This window comes from Pyxidicoccus sp. M6 (assembly GCF_055568925.1).
Genome location: NZ_CM145714.1, coordinates 6,170,656 through 6,194,171, shown reverse-complemented (window position 1 = coordinate 6,194,171; position 23,516 = coordinate 6,170,656). Strand labels below are relative to the sequence as shown.

The window sequence follows — 23,516 nt, the reverse complement described above, 5'->3', positions numbered from 1 at the left end:
AACTCCGCGGTGCCGACGCGGCCCCAGGTCCCGCGGGGAACCTGGGGCCTCAACGTCATGCGGCGTCCGGAGCGGAGCCGCAATCACTCAGAACGCGCGGAGGCCAATCGCGTAGCCGGAGATGGACGCCGGCGACGAATCGATGTGGTCCTTCGAGGAGACGGTGCAGCCGGAGTTGTACGGCTTGATCCGCCACAGCAGGTTGCCGGCGCCGCTCCAGTTCACGAACGCGCCGCAGCCGCTGAGCGCATAGCCCGTGGTCAACCCCGCGCTGAAGCTCGGATGCGCGACGACCGTCGAGGTGCCGCTGTTGACGACGTTGCCAATCGTGCCGACGCCCGGAATCGAGCTGCTGATGCCAATCGCGTAGGCCACCGCCGTCGCCGGCGAGGACACAGTGTGGTCCTTCGAGCGCACGCGCCAGGAGGCGGTGCCCGAGGGCGCGGAGGCGGTGGCGAGGCTGCCCCCGCCCGTCCAGTTCACCTTGATGCCGCCACCCGCCAGCACATAGCCGGAAGGCAGGGTCGCGGTGACGTCGGGATGAGCGACCAGGGCGCTGGTCGCGGTGCTGAGGGTCACATAGCTGCGCAGCTGCGCCGCCGTCAGCCCCGTGGCCTTCAGGCCAATGGCCCAGGCGCGGACCTGCACCGGGTCGGCATTGACGTGGTCCTTGGTCGAGACCAGCCACGAGGTCAGCCCGGTGTCCGGGTACGACGCCGTCAGCAGGTTGCCCGCCGGGCTCTCCTTGCCCTCGCCGCCACCGCCAATCACCACGAAGTCACCCGGCACCGTCACCGCGAAGTTGGTGTTGTGGTTGGCGGCCGTCGTCGCGTAGCGCTCGAACACGGCGATGGTGAGCTTGCCGCTGGCGTCCGTCTGCCGGAACACCTCGATGACGCCGCCGCAGCTCACGCCGACCGAGGCGAAGGCCGAGGCCACGTCGGACACGCTGAAGCCGTAGTCCTGCGCCGCCGTCTGCACGCCGCACGAGCCCTGGTTGAAGTTCGTGCTCGGGGTCCAGTACAGGTCATTGGCCCGGGCGAAGACCTGGAAGGCCTTCTGCGTGTTCCAGCCCGTCTTCGTGGCGAGCAGGTAGAAGGCCTTGTTGTACACGCCGGACGAGTAGTGCACGTCCATGCCGTCCCGGTAGTCGGCGGCATGGCCGATGGAGATGCCGTCCTGCGGCGGGTTGGCCATGTAGCGCAGCGCGCCGCTGCTCTTGAAGATCTGCGCGCCGACCAGGAAGTCGTTGGTGCCGCGCATGTAGTACTCGGCCGCCTCGCCGGCGATGTCCGAGTAGGCCTCGTTGATGCCGCCGGACTGGCCGGAGTAGATGAGCCCCGAGTTCTGCTCGGTGAAGCCGTGCGAGACCTCGTGCGAGGCCACGTCGAGGCTGACCAGCGGGTAGAACGTGGTGTAGCCGTCACCGAACGTCATCGACGAGCCGTCCCAGAAGGCGTTCTCGTAGTTGGTGCTGTAGTGCACGCGCATGGTCAGCTGGAACGTCAGCGGAGCCCTGCCGACGTACGCCTGATACATGTTGTAGATGACGCCGCCGAAGTAGTGCGCGTCGTTGAGCGGCGAGTAGGCGCCGTTGATGTTCTTCACCGTGTTGCGCGGGCAGGTGTACGCGAACGCGGTGGTGCCGGACGTGCCGTGATTGAGGTTGACGGTCTTCACGTTGGTGTTGGTCATCGTGCACGTGGTGCCGGACTGGGCCACGTCCATGTAACCGAAGTTCGTGCCGTACTCGTACTGGCCCGTCTTGAGGTTGCCGCCGGGGCCGGTGCCAACCAGCGCGTGCTGCAGGTTCTCCCACTGCTGGAGCACGGTGCCGTCCTCGGCGTCGACAATCACCGTCGGGCGCGTCGGCGAGCCGCCTCCGAAGGCATCCGCGAAGTAGCTGACGACGTAGCTCTTGTGGGCGCGGCCGTCGTCGTCGACGTAGATCATCAGCTCGGCCTTCTCGTTGGCCGTGAGCATGGCGCTGATGCGCTTGCCGAGGCCGGCGCCCTTCGCGATGTCCAGCGCCTGCGTGGCGGTGAGCCGCGGGGTGCCATCCTGGATGTCGCGCTCCAGGCCGGTGACCTTGCGCCCGAACAGCGTGCGAATCTCGCCGTTGGCGTCCTCGTTGACGATGACGTGCTCGCCGAAGATGGGCAGGCCGCGGAACGTCTGCTGGTAACGGTAGTTGCTCGCGCCACGCTCGCTGACGCGGTCGAGCAGACGCAGGCTCGAGTCAGCGCCGAGGCCGAGGGCCCGAGCATGGCGGGCGTCCTCCCGAGCCAGGCTGCCGGTGGCGGCGATGGCCGCGTGCTGCTGGCGGATGGCACCGACGTCCTGCAGGTGCAGGTCGACGTGGTCCGCCGCGGACGCGGAGCTGGCCGCCAGGACGAGCGCGGTGGCGACTGCCTGGGTGATGGGATTGTTCTGGCTGTGTTTTTTCACTGATGCTCTCCTCTGCGTGGTCATTCGGAGGGCAACCTCGCACTGTCAGCGCTGCCGCAGCGCGTCCCCCCGTGTCTGGCTTTTTTCCGCATGTCACATCTCGCGGTGAAAGCCGGGCGCAACCATGACATGGCGTACTGACAAACCCAGGCGTCAACGCGCTCCCCGCGAAATCCGAGTGAATCCAGCTATCTAGGTGCTCTATGCTGGGGGGATGGCTCCCCCAAGCACGCACATCCAGGACACTGACGCCTTGGTCGCCGCCTTCAATCCGATGGCTCCCGACCAGATGGAGAACCCCTACGCGATGTACACGCGGCTGCGCCGTGAGCGCCCCGTGTTCTACAGCCCCATGTTCGGCCTGTGGGTCGTCACCCGCTACGCGGACATCGCCGAGGTGGAGCGGGATACGGACCGCTTCTCCTCGGTGGGAGCGCTCGACGCCAAGGCCGAGCCGCACCCCGAGGTGCTCAACATCCTCAAGCAGGGCTATTCGCAGTTCCAGTCGCTCGTGCAGAGCGACCCGCCGACCCACACGCGCATGCGCAACGTGTTCGGCCGGGCCCTGAGCCCCCAGCGCATCGCCGCGATGGAGGCCTCCATCCGGGCGACGACGAACGGGCTCATCGACGGCTTCATCAAGGACGGCCAGGGAGACCTGGTGCAGCAGTTCGCCTTCGCCCTGCCCGCCTTCGTCATCTGCGACCTGATTGGCGTGCCGCGCTCGGACATGCAGCAGCTCAAGGGCTGGTCGGACGACAAGACGCTGTTGATGTCCGCGACGGCCCCCATCGAGCAGCAGGTGGAGAGCGCGCACGGCTTCATCGCCATGGAGCGGTACTTCAAGGAGAAGCTCCACGAGCGGAGCCGCAAGCCGCGCGAGGACCTGCTCACCCTCCTCGTGCCGCAGTCGATGGGCGGCACCGCGCCGATGACCGAGCAGGAAGCGGTCTGCAACGCCATGGACATCTTCTCCGCCGGTCATGAGACGACGACGGGGCTCCTCGGCAACGGGCTGTGGCTGCTGCTCAATCACCCCGAGCAACTGCGGGAGGTGAAGGCGGACCCTGCGGGCCTGCTGCCCAACGCCATCGACGAAATCCTCCGCCAGGAGCCGCCCGTGCGTGGCTTCTTCCGCCAGGTGATGACGGACACGACGCTCGGCGGCGTGTCCCTTCCGAAGGGCTCGCGGACGTTCATCCTGTACGAGTCCGGCAACCACGACGAGACGCAGTTCACCGAGCCGGACCGCTTCGACATCCACCGCGCGGACGCGAGGAAGCACCTGGCGTTCGGCAAGGGCATCCACTTCTGCGTGGGCGCCCCGCTGGCGAAGCTGGAGGGGCGGATTGCCTTCGAGCAGCTCCTGCAGCGGCTGCCCAACCTGCGCCTGCGCACCGACGAGCCCGCCATTCGCCGGCCGTACCTCATGCTGCGCGGCTTCGAGCACCTCCCCATCGCCTGGGACGTGCAGGCGTAGGGGCGCCCTCCCGCGCGGGGCATACTGCGCGGATGGAGATTCCCTACGACCGCACACGCCGTGGTCCCAGTTGGCGCCCATCCTCCGCAGCCCGAAACAGCCCCACCCGGCCCAGGTGCGGATGAAGGCAGACCGCCTCTGCATCGGGGTGGGACCCGAGGGCACCGTCCTGGGGAGTGAGCCCGACACGCAGAACCGCGCCGTCTGGAGGTCCTCGACCGGTGCCCGGAGGCAGTGCCCTCCTCCGCCGAGGAATGGGTTCGCGAGCTCCGGAAACGGAACGCGGAGCCCTGGGTGTTCTACGCGGCTGCATGGCTGCTTCGAGAGGCGGCTTTGACGCCACGAGTTTCGCAAATCGTTTCCGGAGACCTGAAGGTGGAACCGGGCGAGGTCCGCGTCGTCCCCGGTGACCTTCGCGTCGAAGGCAACCTGCATGTCGTGGGCAACCTGCTCGTGCTGGGGGACACGGAAGTCACGGGGCTCGTTCGCGACTCCGATCCGGACTCGCGCGTCGCCATCGCCGGGAAGCTGAGCTGCGGAAGTCTCGTCACCGATGGAGCCTTCTTCGTCGGCGGAGACATCCTCGCCAGGGATTTCGTCCATGGCTTCCGCAATGACAAGTCATTGATGGCTTCCGGCGGCATCCGCACGCGGCTGTTCCTGGGCGAGGACCACGACATCCGTTTCGGTGGCGATCTGGAAACCGAGCTGGGCTCCGACGAGGACTTCTTCCGGAACGAGGAACTCCTCGAGCGCGTGCGGCAGTGGCTCGTGGACGAGGTCGTCGATGCGAGCGGGCTCCGGCGCGACGCGCTCATCGCCTGCCTGCGCGAGGGACGCTCCATCTTCCGGCGGCAATAACCCTGGGGAACGGCAGCACCGAGCCTCGGCATCCTGGGGCTGCCGCGCCTTCCAGTGCGAAACAGTGGGTCCTCCATCAGCACGATTGTTGGCACGACGGGCCGGCCTCACCGTGGGCCGACTGTCGCTGGAGGACGCCTTTGAAGACTTCTCGCCCGTGGCCCTCGTGTGTGATTGCTGCGCTCGCGCTCTCCGGAGCGGTGCTCGGAGGGTGTGATGACGATGATGATGACGACGCTTCCGACGCGGAGAAGGCCACGGAAGCCCTGCGGCGAATCACCCGGGACGCGCCCACCGAGCTGCCGGACGGCGTGCCGGCGGACCTGCTGCGCGTGAATCTGGGAGGCACGGACTACGACCTCGGCGAGCTGCTGGGCCGCGAGCCCGGCTCGCGTCCCTCCGCTCGCATCGTGGCCGCATACAAGACTGTCGACACTCCGGCGGGCGCACCACCCCTGGGGACGGGCTCCGTGAGCCTCCCCACGGACGTCACGCCTTCGGCGCCCGCGGCCCAGGTGTATGAGTGCCGTAGCTCCGGAGGCAGCTTCGCCTGGACCTTCCTCCGGCCCGAAGCCGGCCTCCGCCCCATCACCACCGAGGACGTCCCCGGACTGGAGACGCTGGTCTTCGACCACTTCCGGTACCCGGGCGGTATCGACTTCGGGGCTCCCACCGGCACGCCTCCCATCGGCCCCGCCTGGCGGGTCTCCGCTCCGGCGCTGAATGGCGGTGTGCCCACGTCGGGGCAGACGCTCTTCATCGGCGCCGCTGATGCCTCGGTCCCCAACGGGGCGGGGAATGTCCCGGTGCTGCGCCTCTCCAACGCGGCGCGCATCGACCAGGGGCTGCCTTCGGACGTGTTCTCGCGCACCACTTCCGATGGGACCCAGCGGGGCTACGTGCTCCGGCTGAACACCGTGGGAGGGATTGCGCCGACGTCGGGCTGCGCGGGCGCGGCGGACGAGGGCAAGCGGGAGCGGGTGCCGTACTCGGCGGACTACTACTTCGTCGAAGTGCTCACGCCCCCGTGATGACGGCGGCTCTTCTTCCGGGAGCTGGAGCCTCTGGCTCCGCCCCGAGGAGGGCCACGCGCCTCCGCTGACGTAGACTCACGTCAGCGAGGCAAGAGCATGGACCTGGAAGAGCTGCGCGCCTTTCTCGATGTCGCGGAGACGGGCTCGTTCCTGGCGGCCGCGGACTCCCTCGGCGTGTCGCGCACGACGCTGCGGCGCCGTGTCGAGGCGCTCGAGGCCCGCGCCGGCGTACCGCTCCTCAAGAGCACCCGCTCGGGCATCGTCCTGACGGAAGCCGGCGCGGTGCTCGCCCAGCGCGGACGCATCATGATGCAGGAGACGAGCGCCCTGCTCGCCTCCATCCGCGAGGTGGGCCAGGCCCCCTCCGGCCTGCTGCGCGTGGTGCTCCCCATCGGCCTCCCGCCCCACCTGCTCACGCCCCTCTACGGCGCGCTGCGCACCGCCTGGCCGCAGCTCCGCGTCCACGCCCGCTTCAGCGACAACCCCCTCGGCGAGCCCCTCGACGACGTGGACATGGCCGTCCACTTCGGCGAGGACCTGCCCAGGGGGCCGTGGCTGTCCCACGCGGTGCTCCGCCTCCGCGAAGGCCTCATCGCCAGCAGGGAGTACCTGGAGCGCCGCGGTACGCCCCACTCCGTGGAGGACCTCCAGGGCCACGAGCTCTTCGCCTGGGAGCCCCCCGGCGAGGACGCGCGGCTGTGGCCCTCGCTCAAGGGCCCCCTGTTCCGCGTGGAGCCCGCCCTCATCACCCCGGACATCCACCTCATCCGCTCGTGCTGCATCGCCGGCCAGGGCATCGGCCTCGTGCCCAGCGTCGACCTGCCCGACCCGGGCATCCCCGACGACACGCTCGTACCCGTGCTCCACGACGCGGTGGGCCGCGAGCGCCCGCTGCGCATCAGCGTCCCCGAGGCGCTCTCCGAGATTCCCAAGGTCAAACACGTGCTGTCACACATCCGGGGCGTCCTCGACCCGCTGTGAGCAGACCGATAATGGACACTGGCTGTCCACCTTCGGCCATCACCCATCCCGGGCCCGCGCTACTCAGGAGGCATCCGTCCCGCGCTGGAGCCCGCCATGCACATGCCGAATCGACTCGCCCTCACGGTTGCCCTGCTCGCCCTGTCCGCCCACGCCAAGGAGCCCGCGCTCGGGGCCTCGACGTTCACCGTCTACGAGGCCTTCCTCAGCCCCGCGCAGGAGCCCGGTGAAGAGTCCGAGACGCCGAAGGTCCTGGAGAAGAGCCTCGGCGCCACCGCGCCCTCCACGCCGCGAGAGCAGCGCAAGTCCCGCGGCTGGGGCCAGGTGCGGTTCGCCAAGGACCTGAGCAAGGCCTACATCGACGTCCAGATTGAAGGCGTCAACGCCGCCGACATCCTCATGTTCCACATCCACTGCGGCCCGCCGGGCGTGCTCGGCCCCGTCATCGTGAACCTCGGCGAGTCCAGGGACCTCACGAAGACGCTGGCCGCCGGCAAGATGTCCCTCGAAATCAGCAACAAGGACATCGTCTTCATCAAGGACATGAAGGGCATGAAGTCCGGACTGCCGGAGAGCTGCCCCGCCGAGCTCGGCTTCCTCGCGCAGACCAAGACGGTGGCTGGCCTGGAGTGGCTGGCGCGCAAGGGCGTGCTCTACTTCAACCTCCACACCAAGGCCCACACCTACTACGGCGAGATGCGCGGGCAGCTCTACGCCGCCGAGCCCTGAGACATGGACACGGCGGCCCTGCTCTCGCGGGGCCGCCGTTTCAGTCATGAATCAGTACGCCACGACGGTGCGCGGCGCGGTGCTGGTGAAGAAGTTGGCGTAGGTGGCGACGTAGTTGCTGCCGCTGCCCGTCTCGCCGCTGATGACGCCGTACTTGGTGCCCGTCACGGTGAGCGTGGTGCCGTCCGCGAGGATGGCCAGGTTACCCGAGTAGATGCTGCCCGAGCCGAACCTGCCCGCGGAGAGGCCCTCGCTGCGCACGATGGTCATCGTGTCCGGGTCCACGTGCCGCAGGGCCAGCAGCGACGGCGAGCTGCCGCTCGGAGAGGACTTGTAGACCCAGCTCACCGCCACGCCCAGGTCATTGGCCGCCAGCGAGATGCTCGGCGTGAAGCTGGTGGACGAGCCCAGCGGCAGGCTCGCCTGGCCCCCCGCGCACGTGTCCGACGCCGCGCGGTTCAACTGCACGTCGTACACGGGCGGAAGGGTGCCCGGACGCGCGCTGTAGGAGATGCTGAAGCTGCACCCGCGCGACGTGCCCTCGGTGAGCCCCGCCTCCTGCGTGGCCACCTCAGAGCCCGGCTCCTGCTGCTGCGACTGGGACTCCTGACCTCCACACGCCGTGAGAGCGATTGCCGCGCAAAGATAGACACCACGTCCGAACATCTGCATACGCTTGCAACTCCCTGGTTGAAGGGGCGCGCAAGGTACCAATCTCGAGACGTATTGCAGCAACAATCTGTCTTTTGATTCACACTCATGCGGCGCGGCATGAGAGGATTCATCCCGGCGTGCGCGTGTGTTTCGCCGTCGGTGTTCGCGGCCAGGGTGAGCCGGGTATGCGGGAACCCGGCTCTTTCTCAATACCTCATGGCAGTGAAATCACAACGGGCCGGCTGACGTAGCCCGCCGTGCCTTCCCCGAGCTGTCCATACGCGCCGTGGCCCCAGGCCCAGACGGTACCGTCGCCGGCCACGGCCAGCGAGTGGGCGGCGCCCGCGACCATGAAACTGGCGCCAGGCAGCGTGGACACCGGTCCAGGCGTGTTCCGGCCAGAGCCCGCTCCAATCCCCAACTGCCCCAGCAAGTTGCTTCCCCAGGCGCTGAGGGGACCTTTGTCGATGGCAGCCAGCGAATGGTCCCCACCCGCGGCAATGGCCTTGACGCCGGATAGCCCTGACACCTGCACGGGGGCGAGCTGGCCCGTCCTCGTCCCAATCCCGAGCTGGCCTTCGTAGTTGAATCCCCAGGCCCAGACGGTGCCGTCATCACGCAGGGCCAGCGAGTGGTTCGAGCCCGCGGCCACGGCGATGACACCCGTCAACCCCGGCACCTGCACCGGAGTGACGCGGTCGGTCGCCGTCCCATCCCCCAGTTCGCCGAAGCCGTTGCTCCCCCAGGCCCAGACGGTGCCATCCTCGCGCACGGCCAACGAGTGGGCCCGGCTCGCGGCAATGGCGACGGCGTTCGTCAGGCCCGCCACCTGCACGGGACTGTGCCGCTCGGTGGTCGTCCCATCACCGAGCTGACCCGCCTGGTTGTTTCCCCAGGCCCAGACGGTGCCGTCGCCGCGCAGGGCCAGAACATGGGACTCGCCCGCGGCCACCGCGCTGACGCCCGTCACGCCGGGCACCACCCCGGGCGTGTCGCGGCCAAGCGTCGCCTCGATGCCGAGCACGCCGTAGAAATTGGCGCCCCAGGCCCAGACATTGCCATCGCCAGGCAGCGCCAGCGAGAAGTCGCTGCCCGCCGACACGGCGACGCAGCCGCTCAAGCCGGGAACCTGAACGGGCGTCGCACTGCCGCTGCTGCCCGTCGCGATTCCAAGCTGCCCCCTGAGGTTGCTGCCCCAGGCCCAGACGGTGCCGTCGCCGCGCAAGGCCAGCGAGTGGTCCCACCCCGCGGCCACGGAGGTGGCGCCCGACAGGCTCGACACCTGCACCGGGGTGAAGCGCCGGGTCGTGTCCATGGACATGCCGAGCTGTCCGTCCAGGTTGGAGCCCCAGGCCCGCGGGGTTCCGTCGGCAAGCATGACGAGGGAGTGTTTGCCGCCGGCGGCCACCGCGGTGACGTCCACCAGTCCGGGCACCTGCATGGGTGCGGCGCGGCGGCGGGTGTTCGTCCCATCGCCGAGCTGTCCGAAGCTGTTGTTTCCCCACGTCCACACGGTTCCATCCGCGCGCAGGGCCAGCGCGTGGGAGTGCGTCGCGGACAGGAGCGTGACCTCGGTCAGCCCGGATACCTGCACGGGGGTGGTGCTGGAGCTCGTTGCCCCGGCGCCCAGCAGGCCCTCGCCATCAATGCCCCACGCCCAGACGGTGCCGTCCGAGCGCAGGACCAGCGAGTTGTGCCATCCCGCGGCGATGGCGACGACGTCCGTCAATGGGGCGACCTGCACGGGGGTGTAGCTGACGCTCCCCCCCATTCCATCGGGCGTGCCAAAGAGATGTTGTCCCCAGGCCCGGACGGTGCCATCGGCGAGCAGGGCCAGTGAGTGGAAGGAGCCCGTGGAAATGGCCGTGACGCCAGTCAGCCCCCGCACCTGCACGGGGCTGTGACGTTCCTCGTTGGTGTCATCACCGAGCTCGCCGTCGGTGTTGTCTCCCCAGGCCCACACGGTGCCGTCGCCACGCAGGGCCAGCGAGTGGTTGCCACTCGCGGCCACGGCGATGACGCCCGTCAATCCCCGCACCTGGACGGGGCGGTCCGTGCTCCACGTCTCCCCGTTACCGAGCTGACCGTTGGCGTTGTATCCCCATGCCCACACGGTGCCATCGGCGCGCAGGGCCAGCGAGTGGCCGCCTCCCGTGGCCACGGCCGTGATGTCGGACAGCCCGGGCACCTTCACCATGGTGCTGGGGGTGCTGCTGGTCATCGACGTGCCGCCACGGCCCCAGACCCAGACGGTGCCGTCCGCGCGCAGGGCCAGCGAGTGGATGTATCCCCCCACGATGGATGGGCCCGGGCAGGCCTGGGCGGACAGAATGAAGGTGTGGGAGATGGCGGGTGCCGCGTCATTCGTGATGGTGGCGGTAACGTGGATGCGCTTGCCCGCGGGCATGCAGTCCGGCCCCCGCCACTTCACATCACTCGTCGTGGCGGTGCCCTGGGGCACCTCGAGCTCGCCGTCGCTGGCCTCCCAGGTGATGCGGAGGGGGCGATTCGCGTCGTCCTTCGCGGCGACGTGGAAGGTCACCGTGTCGCGGGGCAGCACGTTGACGGCGGACTGGGTGCTCTCGACGAGTGAGGGGGACGTGGGTGTCGGCTCCGGGTCGGAGCCATGACAGCCCGTGACGAGGACGAGCAGGGCCGCCAGCAGCAGGACGTCGAGAGAAAGAACGGGCGCGGGAACAGCGCCCTGAAGCCATCGGGTGACGACACGGTTTCGATGCATGGAACCCTCGAGAGCAAGAAGAAAGGTAACGCATCGCTGCATTGGCACATCTGGTGTTGCATGGCCCCGGTGACCGACATTCCAGGGCAAGAGTTGGAAGCCGGGCGCGGTGAGAGGGATTGCGGATGTCCGCTATCCATTCCGTGGGGGAAACGCGGCGCCATTTGCGGGTATGCTGCACCGTGCATGCGACACCTTCCCCCACAGTCCCGTTCCCTCTTCCTCCCCCTCGCCGCCCTCCTCGCGTGTGGTGCGTGCAGTGACGACCCGTCCGGCGGCGGTACGCCGCTCGGCGAGGAGCAGCAAGGCATCGCAACCTACTACGACGCCAACGGCGCCGGGAATTGCAGCTTCGACCCCACCGGCGACCTGATGGTGGCGGCCATGAACGAGGCCCAGTACGCCGACAGCGCCGCCTGCGGCATGTGCGTGGACGTCAAGGGTCCCAAGGGAAGCGTCCGCGTGCGCATCGTCGACCGCTGCCCGGCGTCGGACTGCAACAGCGGCCACCTGGACCTGAGCCGCGAGGCCTTCGCCAAGATTGCCGACATGCAGGCGGGCCGGGTCAACATCACCTGGACGCCCGTGTCCTGTGACGTGGCCGGCAACCTCGAGTACCACTTCAAGGACGGCAGCAACCCGTGGTGGACCGCCATCCAGGTCCGCAACCACCGGCTCCCCATCAAGAAGCTGGAGTGGAAGCGCGGCACCGGCGGGTGGAACGAGGTTCCCCGCGAGAACTACAACTACTTCGTCAACTCCAGCGGCATGGGCGAAGGCAGCTTCCAGCTCCGCGTCACCGCCAGCGACGGGCAGCAGGTGGAGGACACCCTCTCGAAGGTGCTCGACGACGACAGCGTCGACGGCTCCAGCCAGTTCCGCTGAAGCCGCTCGACAGACGCGCGGCCCCGGGCATCACCCTCATGCCGGGGCCGCGGAGAGGAGCGCATGAGGGCGCTTGCGAGCGAACGTTCGTTCAGATAGAGGCCCGCGCACCATGAGAGCCGAGCCTCCCGACTGGGCGGAACAGCCCACGGACGTCATCACGGAGCGGAGAACGCCCGCGCGAGGCGGCTTCCTTCCCCGGGGGACGCGGCTGGGGCGGTACGTGGTCCAGGAGGTGCTCGGCTCGGGCGGGATGGGCGTGGTGTACGCGGCATACGACCCACGGCTCGACCGGCACATCTGCCTCAAGCTGCTGCGCGCCACGGGACAGGCCGCCTCGGAAGAGCTGCTGCGTGAAGCGCAGGCCGCGGCGCGGCCGTCCCATCCCCACGTCGTCACCGTGCACGACGTCGGAGTGGAGGAAGAGCGCGTCTTCCTGGCCATGGAGCGGGTGGACGGGACGACGCTGCGGGGATGGCTGAAGGAGCGCCCGCGCGGCGTCGAGGAAATCCTCTCCATGTTCGAGCAGGCCGGACAGGGCCTGGCCGCCGCTCACGCGGTGGGGCTCGTGCACCGCGACTTCAAGCCGGAGAACGTCCTCGTGGACCGCACCGGCAACGCTCGCGTCACCGACTTCGGGCTGGCGCGGCTGCTGTCGTCCGGCACTCCCCCACCACCGCATGCGCCGGCTCCAGAGGCGGAGCTCCCGGGGGCGGCGGGCGACGTGGTGACGGTGCGGCTCGCCTCCCGCATCGAGGGCACTCCCGGCTACGTCGCTCCCGAGCTCCTTCGCAGGGTCCCCGCCAGCGTGCGCTCGGACGTGTACAGCTTCTGCGTGTCCCTGGACGAGGCACTCCGCGAGCATCACCACACGCCCATCCCCGCGGGCATCCATGCGGTGCTCGCGCGAGGGTTGGCGGAGCATCCGGAAGCGCGCTACGGCTCGATGGAGGAGTTGCTGGCGGCGCTCGCTCGAGCCCGCTCGGTGGCACCCCTGAAGCAGCGCTTCGCGATGGGCGCCGTCGCGCTCTTGTTGCTGCTCACCGGCTCGGCCCTCGCGTGGCGGCCCTGGCACGGGCCAGCGCGAAATGGCACGGCGGAGCGCCGGACATTGGCCGTGCTGGCGCTGGACAATCGCTCGCAGGCGCCCGCGCACGCCTGGCTCGGGACGGTGCTCGTGGATGCGCTCACCGCGGAGCTGTCGGCGGGCGAGGGATTCCGGACCGTGCCATCCCAGGTGGTGGCGGACCTTCGTCTTCCCACGGCGCCCTCGACCGAGGCGCTCCTCCGGTTGCAGCTCGCGACGGGGGCGGAGCTCGCGCTCTCCGGCGGCTTTCGCGTGACGGAGCGCGACTCGGGCGAGCTGCTGCAGGTCGACCTGGTCCTCCACGACGTCGCGTCCGGTGCCGAGCTGGCCCGCGTGAGCGAATCTGGGACCCGCGCGGACGGGGTCCTCGAGCTGACCCGACGCGCGGGCAGGACGCTGCGCGAGGAGCTGAAGCTGAAGGCGTTGACGGAGTCGGAGGCCCGGGACGTCCGCGGCATCTTTCCGCGAGGAGCCGAGGCCGCCCGTCTTTATGCCGAGGGCCTCGCGGCCCAGCGCCGGCAGGCGGTGCATGAGGCCCACGAGCTGCTCACCCGAGCGGCCCGGGCCGAGCCCTCGCACCCCATGATTCACGCCGCGTTGGCCCGGGTCTCCGCGGAGCTGGGGTACAGCACCGCGGCCCGGGCCTCGGCGGAGCGGGCCATCCAGCTCTCGGAAGGCCTTCCCCGAGAGGCCCGCCTGGCACTCCAGGGAGACGTGCTCTCCATCGCCAAGTCGTATCCCGAGGCCGTGAAGACCTTCGGCGCCCTGTGGACCTTCTACCCCGACAACCTGGGCTACGGACTGAGCCTGGCTCGCGCACAGACCGAGGCGGGCCAGCCACGGGAGGCCCTGTCGACGCTGGAGCGGCTCCGCCAGCTCCCCTCCCCCGCGAACCAGGATCCACGCATCGACCTTCAGGAGGCGTCGACCCGCCAGGACATGGGGAACTTCCGCGGCCAGCTCGATGCCGCCCGCCGTGGCGAGGCCCATGCGCGTCCGCTGGGAAACACCCGGGTGCTGGCCGAGCTGCTGTACTCCCAGGCCTGGGCCCTGTTCCAACTGGGCCAGATGGATGACGCGCGGGCTTCGCATCGCCAGGCCGTGGAGACGTGCGAGCGGCTCCAGTTGGATGGGTGTCTCGCCCGGGGTGCGGACATGCTCGGCGCCATGGACTTCCAGCAGGGGCGGCTCGACGAATCCGCCGAGTCCCTCCAGAAGGCCGTCGCCCTCCAGCGAAAGATTGGCAATGTCCGGGGCGAAGAGCAGGCCCTGCACAACCTGGCGAACACGTTGCGGAGGAAGGGAGAGCTCGCCGAGGCCTTGAAGATTCTGGAGCGTCTCGTGGATGCGTCCACGCGGCGCGGCGCGCCGAATGACGAGATGCGGGCGCGTGGAAGTCTGGCCAATGTGCTGGTGGCCATGGGGGAGCTGCAAGAGGCCCAGGTCCACCTCGAAGAGGCACTGACGCTCGCGCGGAGAACGGGTGAGCGGCCCGGGCTCATCGCGACGTTGCTCAACCTGGGCATCGTCCACCATGGGCGCGGAGAGCTCGCGCGCGCGGAGGAGCGCTTCCTCGAAGGACTGGAGCTGAGCCGCGAGGCGGGCCTGGAAATCTATAGGGCCCACGCGCTCGCCGGACTGGGCGGCGTCTACCGGGACCAGGGGGACATTCCGCGCTCTCGGCAGCACCTGGAGGAGGCACTCGCCCTCTTCCTCGATGCCCAACGCCAGGGCGATGCCAGCAACGTCCGCATCATGCAGGCGCGACTCGCGCTCGATGAGCGGAAGCCCGCGATGGCGGAAGCGCTGGCGCGTCAGGGACAGCAGTCCTTCGAGGAGCAGAAGGCGTCCGACGCATTGGCGGAGGCCCATGTGGTGCTGGGCCAGAGCCTGCTCGCGCAGAAGGACCTGGAGGGAGCCCGGGCCGAGCTCGAGAAGGCACGAGCCGTGGCCCGGTCCGAGCTCCTCCAGCACCAGGTGACGGTGGTCGAGACGCAGCTCTGGACGGCGATGGGTGAGCCCTCCCGCGCGCTCGGAGATTCGCGAGAGCCGCTCCGCTTCTTCGAGGAGAAGGGGCACGTGCTCCGCGGGCTCGAGACGCGGCTGGCGCAGGCCCGGGCCCAGGTTGCCGCGGGGCGAAGGGCCGACGGGACGGAGCTGCTGCGCGTCGTCGACCGCGAGGCGAAGGCCCGGGGAGCCGGACGGCTCGAAAGGCTCGCCCGCGCTCCAGGTCGCTAAGCCCCTGTGAGTTGAATTGCCTCATAGTTGCACTTGAACCCCGCTGGCGTTTGGGAAGGATGCCTCTGAAAAGGGGCACAGCGTGAGCGACGAACAACTGGAGGCGCAGGTTCGGGCCATCGCCCTCGAAGTGATGGCGGGCGCGCGGGCGGTCAACGAGGAAGGATTCGGGAACTGGGCGGTCAACACGGTGCACGGGGCTCCGGACCTCACCATCCACGAGCGCGAGGACGGGCACTGGTCGGTCTCCGCCGAGCTCGTCGATGAAGACCTGGGGCAGTTGATGCCCCTGCCGCTCGCCACGACGCGGGGCGACGTGCTTCGTCCAGTGCGCGCCGCGAAGCATGGCCTGCTGACGCAGGCGGAGGAGCTCTCGCGGAAGCTGGGCGCCCTGGGGCTGAGGCCCGAGCAGGCCGAGTCGTCCAGGGAGGCGCGCGTGGAGGCCATCGCCCGGGAGACACTGAAGGGCTCAGGCGTAGACGTGGAGGTCACCCTCGACGACGAGGGCCACTGGCGGGTGGTGGTCGAGCAGCTCCACAAGCCGAGCCTCTGGGAGCTCCACCACCAGGTGCTCGCCACGACGCGCGGCGAAGTGCCGATGCCCCGCCTCGTCGAGAAGCTCGGGCTCACCACGAAGGCGGAGGAGCTCGCGCGGCGGCTGGAGGCCATGGGCTTCCAGCCCGAGGAGGCGCCTCTGGACGAGGAACAGACCGAGGCGTTCAACGGAGCCGTGGAGGACCTGCGCCGCGAGCTCGCGCTTGGAACCCATTCCCTGCCGGAGATCCTGTCCATCGGCGGAGGATTCCATTGGCCCTCCCTGGAGGACGACGACGTCATCCGGAGGGTGCTGAAGACCTTCGTCCAGGACGTCCGGAAGCGGCTGGCGGACGAGAAGACCTGGCCCGAGGTCATCGAGGCGGACCGGCTGGAGGCCGCCTTCGAGGACCTGCGCCGCGAGGGCATCATCGCGGAGATGGGCGCCACGGACACCCAGAGCGGCGGCTGGGACATGATGCAGGAGCTCGCGAGCGAGCAGCGGGAGCGCGGACTGGAGCCCTGGGGCGCGGTGTTCTTCCACGGCCAGGACACCGAGCACGCGCTGGAGGGCGGTCCGCTGCACCTCGCCTTTGGCGAACTCACCGATGAGGAGTACCGGGACGAGGAGAAGGACGTCGTGGTGGGACGCGCCGTCGTCGAGGCCCTGCGCAAGCACGGCTTCGAGCCCGAGTGGACTGGCAGTGCGAACTCCCGCATCGAGCTGCTCCCCGCCTTCCCGTGGCGGCGCCGGCGCGCGCACGCCGACATCACCGAGGAGCTCTACCCACAGCGCCTCCCGGGCGAGCTGGTGGAGCTGCTCCCCCGGCTGCGCATCCTCCGGCTCGGCGGCGACGACATGACATTGCACGAGCTGTCCAGGATGCGCTCGAACAGCGTCGAGGAGCTCACGGTGACGTACCGCGAGGAGGCGCAGGCTCGCGATTCGCTGGAGGACGTGGTGGCACTCGCGAAGGCGCGATTCCCCCGGCTCCAGTCCGTCACCGTCACGGACGGCGATGGGTACGAGGAGACCGTGCACCTCGCCTGAGGCTGTCCGCTTCTGGGAGGGCCGCGTCCCGTGGGTGAACCCCTGCGAGGGGGATTGTGAGCACGCTTCCGACGGAGAGCGTCTGCGCGAGCGGTGGCACGCAGACTGCTCTACCGGAGGGCAGCGGCACCGGCCTCGGGCGGTGTGCGCCCCTGCCCGATTCGCGGCAGGTCCGGGAGATCCTCAATGACTCGCACCGTGCTGCTCGCACTCTCGTTGCTGTTGTCCCCTGTCTCCACCGCCGTCTCCGCATCAAGTCCCCCCGCTTCGGTCAACGCGACGCCACCTCTGCCCGACGTTGCCGCGGAGGCGGAGCTCGCGGTCTTCGCATATGACCGTGACGCGCCCCTGGAGCTGGAGACGACACGCCTGTCCGTGGAAGACGGCGTGGAGGTCCACGCGCTGTCCTTCGTCAGTCCGAAGGGTGGCCGTGCCACGGGGCGCCTGCTCGTGCCTCGACGTCCGGGAAGGAAGGCAGGCATCGTGATGCAACACGGCGCCCCCGGCAGCGCGCTGTCCGCCCTTCCCCGAGCCCTCCAGCTCGCGGCCCTGGGCGCTGTGGTGGTGGCACTGGACGCGCCCTTTGCCCGACGCGATGCCCCGCCGATGAGCTTCACGCTGGCGGACCGCGCGGACCAGGTGCAGCTCATCGTGGACCTGCAACGCGCGGTGGACCTGCTCCTCGAACGACCGGATGTGGACCCCACCCGCATTGCATTCGTGGGCGGCAGCTATGGCGGCAGTGTGGGCGCGCTCTTCGCCGGCGTCGACCCGCGCCCCGCCACCTACGTGCTCTATGTCGCGGATGGCGGCGTCATCTCCCACTTCACCTCGCTCGATGGCACCCCGGAGGGCCCCCTGGCCTCACTCCCCCTGGACGAGTACGTGCTCTGGACGACCGCCATGCGGCCCGTGCAGGGCATCCGCTGGGTGGGCCGCGCGCGTCCCGGCACCATCCTCTTCCTGAACGGCCGCGAGGACCCGCTCGTCCCGCCCGCCAAGGCCGAGGCCCTGCATCGTGCCGCGGGCCCCTCTCACGAGGTGCGCTGGTACGAGTCAGGCCACAAGCTGCCGGCCCCTGCCTGGCAGGACCTGTTCCAGTGGCTCCATGAGCGCGTGGGAACGGACGCTCCACACGCGCCATGAAACAGCCGAAGCCTGGCCTTCTACCGCCGCAGCATGGAGCGCAGCAGCTCCAGGGCCTCCGTCACGTTCTGCCAGACCTGGAGCGACTTCACGCCCTCCCCTTCGCCCTGGATGGCGCGCCGTGAGGCCCGCTCCAGCGGGAGGAGCACGCCCTCCACCAGCTCGATCTGCCGGCTCAGCTCCGCCGGAGACGGGCCCGTGAGGGCCGTGCGCTGAAGCGCCTCGGCGGGCACGTTGGCCGACACGTTCACCGGCCTATCCGCAAGCGCGGAGATGGCCCGCGAGAGCTGCTCCATGTAGGGCCCGAAGTCCGGCGCGGACGCCTGCGCCTGCACCACGGCCGGGGCCTGCTGCTGCGGCTGCACCGCCACCCGCTCCGTGAGCGCCTTGAGGAGCTGCGCGAGGTGCTTGAGGTACGGCGCCAGGTCCGTGGCCTGGGCCGTTGCCGCCACGGGCGGCGGCGCGGCCTTCACCTCGCGGCCCACCTTCGCCACCTCGAGCACCGCGTCGCGCAGGGACTCCAGGTGGGGCAACACCTCGCCCGCGGGGTTCGTGTCCTGCTCGCCGCCGCGCGACACCTGAGAGGCCGCCTGCACCACCGCGTCGCGCACCGCGCCGAGCTGCTCCTCGATGCCACTGAGCTGCCCGGTGACGCGGGCCACGGGGTCGTCCTCCTTGCCGCCCATGCGCTTCACGCGCGCGAAGCCCTGCTTGATCTCCTCCCAGCGCTTCGCCTTCTGCGGCGTGAGGCGCCCGCGCAGCTCCGCCAGCTTGAGCAGGTTCTGCTCCGCCGCCGTGGTGAGCGTCTGCGACTCGCCCTGGTAGTGGTCGTCGATGAGCCGCTCCAGCTCGTCGTCCGTCATCGCCGCGACGACCTTCTCGGTGAGCTTGTTCATGTTGCGGTAGCTGCCCTGCAACTTGAACGCGGGCTCGGTGCGGAAGCGCTCGTCCTGCGCCGCCGAGGCGATGTACTGCTGGTTCACCTTCAGCAGCACCGACTGCACCCTGAACATGCGCTGGAACACCGCGACGATTTCCTGCAGCTCCGCCGCCGCGTAGCCGTGCTTCAGCTCGCCCGCGGGCACCTCCTCGCCCTGCGCCATGCGGATGAGGCGATGCGTGTCCTGCGGATCTCTCGTGGCCAGCGGCGCCGTCACCACGTTGGAGGTCAGCGCGTTCTCGACGTAGCTGAGCGCGAACAGGTGCTCCTTCCCGTCGAGGATGTCACCCAGGTTGTAGGTGTCCGCGCGGTTGGCGAGCATGTCTGGAATGCGGAAGCGCTCGCCCGTCTCCGTGTACGGGTTGCCCGCCATGACGACGCAGAACTTCTTGCCGCGCAGGTCATACGTGCGCGTGCGGCCATTCCAGACGCCTTCGATGCGGCGCTGACCGTCGCAGAGCGAGATGAACTTCTGGAGCAGCTCCGGGTCCGTGTGCTGGATGTCGTCGAGGTAGAGCATCACGTTGTTGCCCATCTCGAAGGACAGGTTGATGCGCTCCACCTCCTGGCGGGCCGTGGCGTTGGGAGCCTCGGTCGGGTCCAGGGACTTCACCGCGTGGCCCAGCGCGGGGCCGTTCACCTTGACGAAGGTGAGGCCCAGGCGGCTGGCCACGTACTCCATCAACGTCGTCTTGCCGTAGCCCGGCGGCGACATGAGCAGCAGCATGCCCATGCGGTCCGTGCGCTTGCCCTCGCCCGCCGCGCCGAGCTGCTTCGCGAGGTTGGCGCCGATGAGCGGCAGGTACACCTCGTCGATGAGCCGGTTGCGCACGAACGAGCTGAGCACCTTCGGCGTCAGCTCCTCCAGGCGCAGCTTGCGCCGCTCGCGCTCCAGCAAGTCGCGCAGCATGGCGCGGTAGGCCTGGTACTGCGGGACGCGCACCTGCCGGAACTCACCGGTGCGCGCGAGGAACTCGTCCAGGCGCAGGGGCAGCTTGCGGTCCTGGATGCGAGGGTGGCTCCCCAGCAGCGCGGTGACTTCCGAGGCCGTCAGCGCGCCCGCGGGCTCGCGGTCCAGCTTGCGCTCGGTGAGCAGCAGCACCGCCGTCTCCAACGCCACGTGTGCCCACGCGCCGGGGCCCTCCTCGCGCTTCGTCAGGTATGCGCCCACCCAGGCGCGCGAAATCTCCAGCCGCGAGCCCAGGTCCTTCTCCAGCCCGCGCAAATCATCCTCGAAGGCCGAGCGCGTGCCCTGCCGGTCCAACTGCCCGAGGAAGTGGTCCTTCAGCGCCAGGGCCTCGCCGCTGGTGGTGAAGCGCGGGCGCTCCACACCCAGCTCCTCCACGAGGTAGCGGCCCGCCTGCCGAGCCTCCGCGGGCGAGTGCTCGATTCCGTGCGCGGTGAGGAACGCGGCCACGCGCTCGCCCAATTCGGTGCCCAGCTCGGCGAGGCCTCCAGTCGAGGCGAACGTGGTCCGCAGCCGCGCGAGGCTGCGGGCGCGGCGGTGGAACAGCGCCCTGCCCGCCTCGTCCGCGTCGAAGGTCCAGTACAGCGCGGCCCAGGCGCGCGGCACCGGGGCGAAGCGCAGCAGGCCCGCGCCCTGGTGCAGGTGGAGGAGCTTCTCCAGCAGGGCCGCCGCGTCCGCGTCGTGCACGCCGCGCTCGTAGCCCTCGTCGAAGCGGTCCGCCGCGTACGCGCGCACCTTCTCCAGCAGCGTGCCGCCCACCGCGGCCTCGTGCAGCGCGGAGAGCGTCAGCCCGCCCTTCCCGTCCTCCGCGTCCGCGAGGACACAGGCGGCCAGGTACTCCGCGCGGTACACGTCACGCGACTCGGAGACGAGGTGCTGCTCCCAGAAGTCGCGGTACTTCAGCAGCTCCGGGTCCTCCACCTTCTGCGCGTAGTCCGTGCCGGTGAGCTGGAGGTACAGCGCGCCCTCGCGCGGCACCAGCGTCAGCTCCAGCGGCTGCGTATTCACGTTGAAGCGGAACGTGCCCAGCTTGATGAGCGCGTCGCCGTCCGCGAACAGGTCCTGCCTGTCGCGCAGCGCGCGCAGCGCGTCCTGCTTCGCGGACTTGATGCGCGACTGCACCTCGTCCGCGCGCACGCTGTCCTGCAGCTCCATGAGCTGCTCGGCCAGTTGGCGCAGCTTCTGGATCATCGCGTCGGACGCGAAGTAGCCGTTGAGCTCGTCGTCCGTCTTGAACGACTTCGCGCGGCGCTGCACGCCCTGGAGGATGCGCTCGGCCGCGCTGAAGAGGCCCTGCGCGCGGCGCTGGCGCTCGTCCACCAGCGACTGCTTGCGGGCGCCGAAGGCCTCCAGCAGTTCCTCGCGCTTCTGCGTGATTTGACCGAGGAACTCGTCGAACTCGCCGAAGCGGCCCTCCAGCTCCTCCAGCAGCACGGTGAGGCGGGACAGCGCCTCGTCACAGCGCTCGGGCGAGTCCGCCTGAGTCAGCGCGCTCTCGATGCTCTGCCCCAGCAGCTTGAACTGGGCGCCGAACTCCGCGCGCTTCTCGCGGCCGGACAGCTCCTTGCGCTTGGCGCCCAGGCTGGCGCGCACCCGGTTGAGGCGGCTGAACAGCTCGGAGATGCCCTCGAGGATTCGAGCGCGGGCCAGCGGGTCACCCACCTGGAGCCCACCCACCACCTCGCCCAGCACTTCGAGCCCGTGGGCCGTCTTGTCCACGTCCTCGCCCAGCGGAGCCAGCTCGGCCGTGGTCTGCACGGGCTCCAGCTTCGCGAGCAATTCATCCAGGCGCGTGGCCAGCGGCTGCAGCGCCTCGCCCTTCTGGAGGAAGTCCACGCAGGCCGCGCTGGCCTTGTCGGATGCCTCCACCACCGCGGCCTCCAGGGCGTCCACGCGCCCCAGGTCCATGTAGCGGATGTCCTTGAGGGTAATCAGGTGGCCGCGCTGCTTGCGCAGGTCCGCCAGCGCCTGCATGAAGGCCTCGGCGGTGGTGAGCTGCTCCGGCTGCACGCGCAGCAGCAACTCGTCCTGCGCCGTCACCGCCGCCGCGAGCGACTCGGTGGCGCGCTTGCGCAGCGTGAGGACCTTCTCGAACTCGTCGATGATGAGCTCGGAGGTGCGCCGCAGCGCCTCCACCGGCTCCTGCAAGGCCGTCTCCGCGTGGCCCAGCCAGTAGTACGCATCCAGCGCGCGCGTGGCCGCGGTGACCAGGTCCTCGTACGTGCGCCGCGTGGGCTTGTCCGACTTCGCAATCCGCTGGAGCGTCAGCGCGTCGGAGATGCCGCGCACCAGCTCCGCGTTGCCCACCTTGCCCAGGTAGCCCGGGGCCGGAGGCGTGGCCGCCGCGTGCTCGGCGGAGACGAAGGGCGTCTGCCACACCTGCATGGGGTGCACGCGCGTGGGCTCGGCGGACGTGGCGCGGAACACCACCAGCCGCCCGTCCGCGAAGAGGCTCATGCCGTGGGCGACAATCGGGTTCTGCACCTCCTTGCGCACCAGGTTGTACGGGAAGAGCACGTAGGAGCCCTCGTCCCGGCGGTGGAAGACGTAGAGCACGTCCTCACCGTTGGGCGAGCGGATGGCCCGCGCGAACTCCATGCCCTCCGCGGACGCGGCGCCGTCGAAGACCTTGAAGTCCCCCGTCTGCAGGTAATAGCCGCCGGGGAAGACGATGCCCTGGTCCTCCGGCAGCCGCACGCAGGACTGGCCGATGGCGTCGATGCGCACCACGTGCTGCGTGCGCGAGTTGAAGACGAGGTAGCGGTACGTCTTCTCGCGGAAGGGGAGGACGCGCAGGAGGATGAGCGTGCCCACCTGCGCCCAGGCGAACTCCGCGTCGTCCAGCGACTGGTCCGGGTCCTCCACGGGCTCGCTGTAGATGCCCAGGCCGGTGGAGGTGTTGTTCTCCACCTTCACGGTGAGGTCGCCCTTCACCGTCTCCACGAAGACCTGGTCCAGCACGTTGACGTGCGGGTGCTGGCCGGTGACGTAGTTCTCGCGCGTGGCCACCGTCCACTCGAAGTCGTGCGACGGCGGGAAGACGTGGTCTCGCTCGCCCTGGTTGTCCAGGTACGTGGCGCGGCCCTCCACGTCAACGCTGAAGCGGAAGACCTTGATGTCGCGCAGCGACTGGCCCGTCTGGAAGATGGCCAGCAGGCGCGAGTCGCGGTGGCGGAGCTGCAGGAGCTTCGCGTCCTTGTAGTACTTGTACAGCTCGCCGAAGTCCTTCACGAAGCGCGGGTCCGCGAGGAAGCCGCCGGCCTCGGTGTTGGGCACCGTGGAGAGGTCGAAGCCCTCGGCCGTCTTCTCGAAGCGGTGCAGCGAGAAGACGTCGGAGACGGACGTCTCCTTCTTCAGGCCGATGAAGACGTTGTAGCCGAAGAGGAGGTACTTCCCGACGCTGACGATGTCGCGCGGGACGCAGTTGTTCTCGGTGCGCACCCGCTCGTTGCCGATGACGGTGAGCTCCGTGCCCCCGAAGAGCGCCTTGCGGCGCGCGTTGAGGTCGTTCGCCTTCGCGCCGAGCGCGTCCGCCTGCGCCAGCAGTCGCGTGCGGATGACCTCGTAGCTGCCGCCCTCCAGCGCCGCCTCGCCCCCGGGCGCCGCGCCCTTGCCTTCAGTTGCCATGGATGTTCACCAGAAGATGCGTCGTAGCGCCCCGCCCTGCCCTCACGTGTGAGGCCAGGACGAGGCGTCATCGCCAACCACCGCCACCGCGGCGTGAAGCGCGGTGGCGGCCCC

Annotated in this window: 13 protein-coding genes; 9 read left to right on the top strand and 4 right to left on the bottom strand. The window is 69.5% G+C overall.

The genetic code is table 11. The annotated features are described in order from the left end of the window. Positions 1–87: 87 nt before the first annotated feature. Positions 88–2,448 carry a M4 family metallopeptidase gene (locus ACVTJA_RS24815; RefSeq protein WP_465839700.1) on the bottom strand — a complete coding sequence of 787 codons (2,361 nt, stop codon included), beginning with the start codon at positions 2,446–2,448 and terminating at the stop codon, positions 88–90. A gap of 253 nt (positions 2,449–2,701) precedes the next feature. On the opposite strand from ACVTJA_RS24815, the gene ACVTJA_RS24810 reads away from it, so the two are divergent. The 5 genes from ACVTJA_RS24810 to ACVTJA_RS24790 all read left to right on the top strand — a co-directional run bounded on the left by ACVTJA_RS24810 (position 2,702) and on the right by ACVTJA_RS24790 (position 7,533). After that, complete coding sequence (locus ACVTJA_RS24810; protein WP_465839698.1) at positions 2,702–3,928, top strand: cytochrome P450; 1,227 nt, start codon at positions 2,702–2,704, stop codon at positions 3,926–3,928. 333 nt (positions 3,929–4,261) lie between these two features. Then, complete coding sequence (locus ACVTJA_RS24805; protein ID WP_465839697.1) at positions 4,262–4,789, top strand: hypothetical protein; 528 nt, start codon at positions 4,262–4,264, stop codon at positions 4,787–4,789. A gap of 140 nt (positions 4,790–4,929) precedes the next feature. Continuing rightward, positions 4,930–5,820: a DUF3455 domain-containing protein gene (locus ACVTJA_RS24800; RefSeq protein WP_465839695.1), complete on the top strand. Its 891-nt coding sequence runs from the start codon at positions 4,930–4,932 to the stop codon at positions 5,818–5,820. Between the two features lie 99 nt (positions 5,821–5,919). Then, the gene (locus ACVTJA_RS24795) at positions 5,920–6,804 is read left to right on the top strand and encodes a LysR family transcriptional regulator (RefSeq protein ID WP_465839693.1); all 885 of its coding nucleotides are present in this window, start codon (positions 5,920–5,922) and stop codon (positions 6,802–6,804) included. Between the two features lie 102 nt (positions 6,805–6,906). Continuing rightward, complete coding sequence (locus tag ACVTJA_RS24790) at positions 6,907–7,533, top strand: CHRD domain-containing protein (protein ID WP_465839692.1); 627 nt, start codon at positions 6,907–6,909, stop codon at positions 7,531–7,533. A 51-nt stretch (positions 7,534–7,584) separates the two neighbouring features. On the opposite strand, the gene ACVTJA_RS24785 is transcribed toward ACVTJA_RS24790, so the two are convergent. Together ACVTJA_RS24785 and ACVTJA_RS24780 are read right to left on the bottom strand one after the other, a co-directional pair. Beyond that, positions 7,585–8,205 (bottom strand): hypothetical protein, encoded by a 621-nt coding sequence (locus tag ACVTJA_RS24785; RefSeq protein WP_465839691.1) that lies wholly within the window; start codon positions 8,203–8,205, stop codon positions 7,585–7,587. A 196-nt stretch (positions 8,206–8,401) separates the two neighbouring features. Then, positions 8,402–10,927: an RCC1 domain-containing protein gene (locus ACVTJA_RS24780; protein ID WP_465839689.1), complete on the bottom strand. Its 2,526-nt coding sequence runs from the start codon at positions 10,925–10,927 to the stop codon at positions 8,402–8,404. A gap of 186 nt (positions 10,928–11,113) precedes the next feature. On the opposite strand from ACVTJA_RS24780, the gene ACVTJA_RS24775 reads away from it, so the two are divergent. The 4 genes from ACVTJA_RS24775 (at position 11,114) to ACVTJA_RS24760 (ending at position 17,868) form a co-directional block, all read left to right on the top strand. Further along, positions 11,114–11,812 (top strand): expansin EXLX1 family cellulose-binding protein, encoded by a 699-nt coding sequence (locus ACVTJA_RS24775; RefSeq protein WP_465839688.1) that lies wholly within the window; start codon positions 11,114–11,116, stop codon positions 11,810–11,812. Positions 11,813–11,924: 112 nt separating this feature from the next. Further along, positions 11,925–15,137: a protein kinase domain-containing protein gene (locus tag ACVTJA_RS24770; protein ID WP_465839686.1), complete on the top strand. Its 3,213-nt coding sequence runs from the start codon at positions 11,925–11,927 to the stop codon at positions 15,135–15,137. 82 nt (positions 15,138–15,219) lie between these two features. Continuing rightward, a complete protein-coding gene (locus tag ACVTJA_RS24765; RefSeq protein ID WP_465839684.1) occupies positions 15,220–16,722 on the top strand; it encodes a DUF6891 domain-containing protein in 1,503 nt (500 codons plus the stop codon). A gap of 186 nt (positions 16,723–16,908) precedes the next feature. Further along, positions 16,909–17,868, top strand: coding sequence for an alpha/beta hydrolase family protein (locus tag ACVTJA_RS24760; protein WP_465839682.1), 960 nt, complete (start codon positions 16,909–16,911; stop codon positions 17,866–17,868). Positions 17,869–17,888: 20 nt separating this feature from the next. Here ACVTJA_RS24760 and ACVTJA_RS24755 read toward each other — a convergent pair whose 3' ends face one another. Next, positions 17,889–23,402 carry a DNA repair ATPase gene (locus ACVTJA_RS24755; protein WP_465839680.1) on the bottom strand — a complete coding sequence of 1,838 codons (5,514 nt, stop codon included), beginning with the start codon at positions 23,400–23,402 and terminating at the stop codon, positions 17,889–17,891. Positions 23,403–23,516: the final 114 nt, after the last annotated feature.

What these genes read in the sequence shown, in the direction of transcription:
- ACVTJA_RS24795 (WP_465839693.1), top strand. Translation starts at nt 5,920, where the DNA reads ATGGACCTGGAAGAGCTGCGCGCCTTTCTCGATGTCGCGGAGACGGGC.
- ACVTJA_RS24790 (WP_465839692.1), top strand. Translation starts at nt 6,907, where the DNA reads ATGCCGAATCGACTCGCCCTCACGGTTGCCCTGCTCGCCCTGTCCGCC.
- ACVTJA_RS24785 (WP_465839691.1), bottom strand. Translation starts at nt 8,205, where the DNA reads ATGCAGATGTTCGGACGTGGTGTCTATCTTTGCGCGGCAATCGCTCTC.
- ACVTJA_RS24780 (WP_465839689.1), bottom strand. Translation starts at nt 10,927, where the DNA reads ATGCATCGAAACCGTGTCGTCACCCGATGGCTTCAGGGCGCTGTTCCC.
- ACVTJA_RS24775 (WP_465839688.1), top strand. Translation starts at nt 11,114, where the DNA reads ATGCGACACCTTCCCCCACAGTCCCGTTCCCTCTTCCTCCCCCTCGCC.
- ACVTJA_RS24770 (WP_465839686.1), top strand. Translation starts at nt 11,925, where the DNA reads ATGAGAGCCGAGCCTCCCGACTGGGCGGAACAGCCCACGGACGTCATC.
- ACVTJA_RS24760 (WP_465839682.1), top strand. Translation starts at nt 16,909, where the DNA reads ATGACTCGCACCGTGCTGCTCGCACTCTCGTTGCTGTTGTCCCCTGTC.
- ACVTJA_RS24755 (WP_465839680.1), bottom strand. Translation starts at nt 23,402, where the DNA reads ATGGCAACTGAAGGCAAGGGCGCGGCGCCCGGGGGCGAGGCGGCGCTG.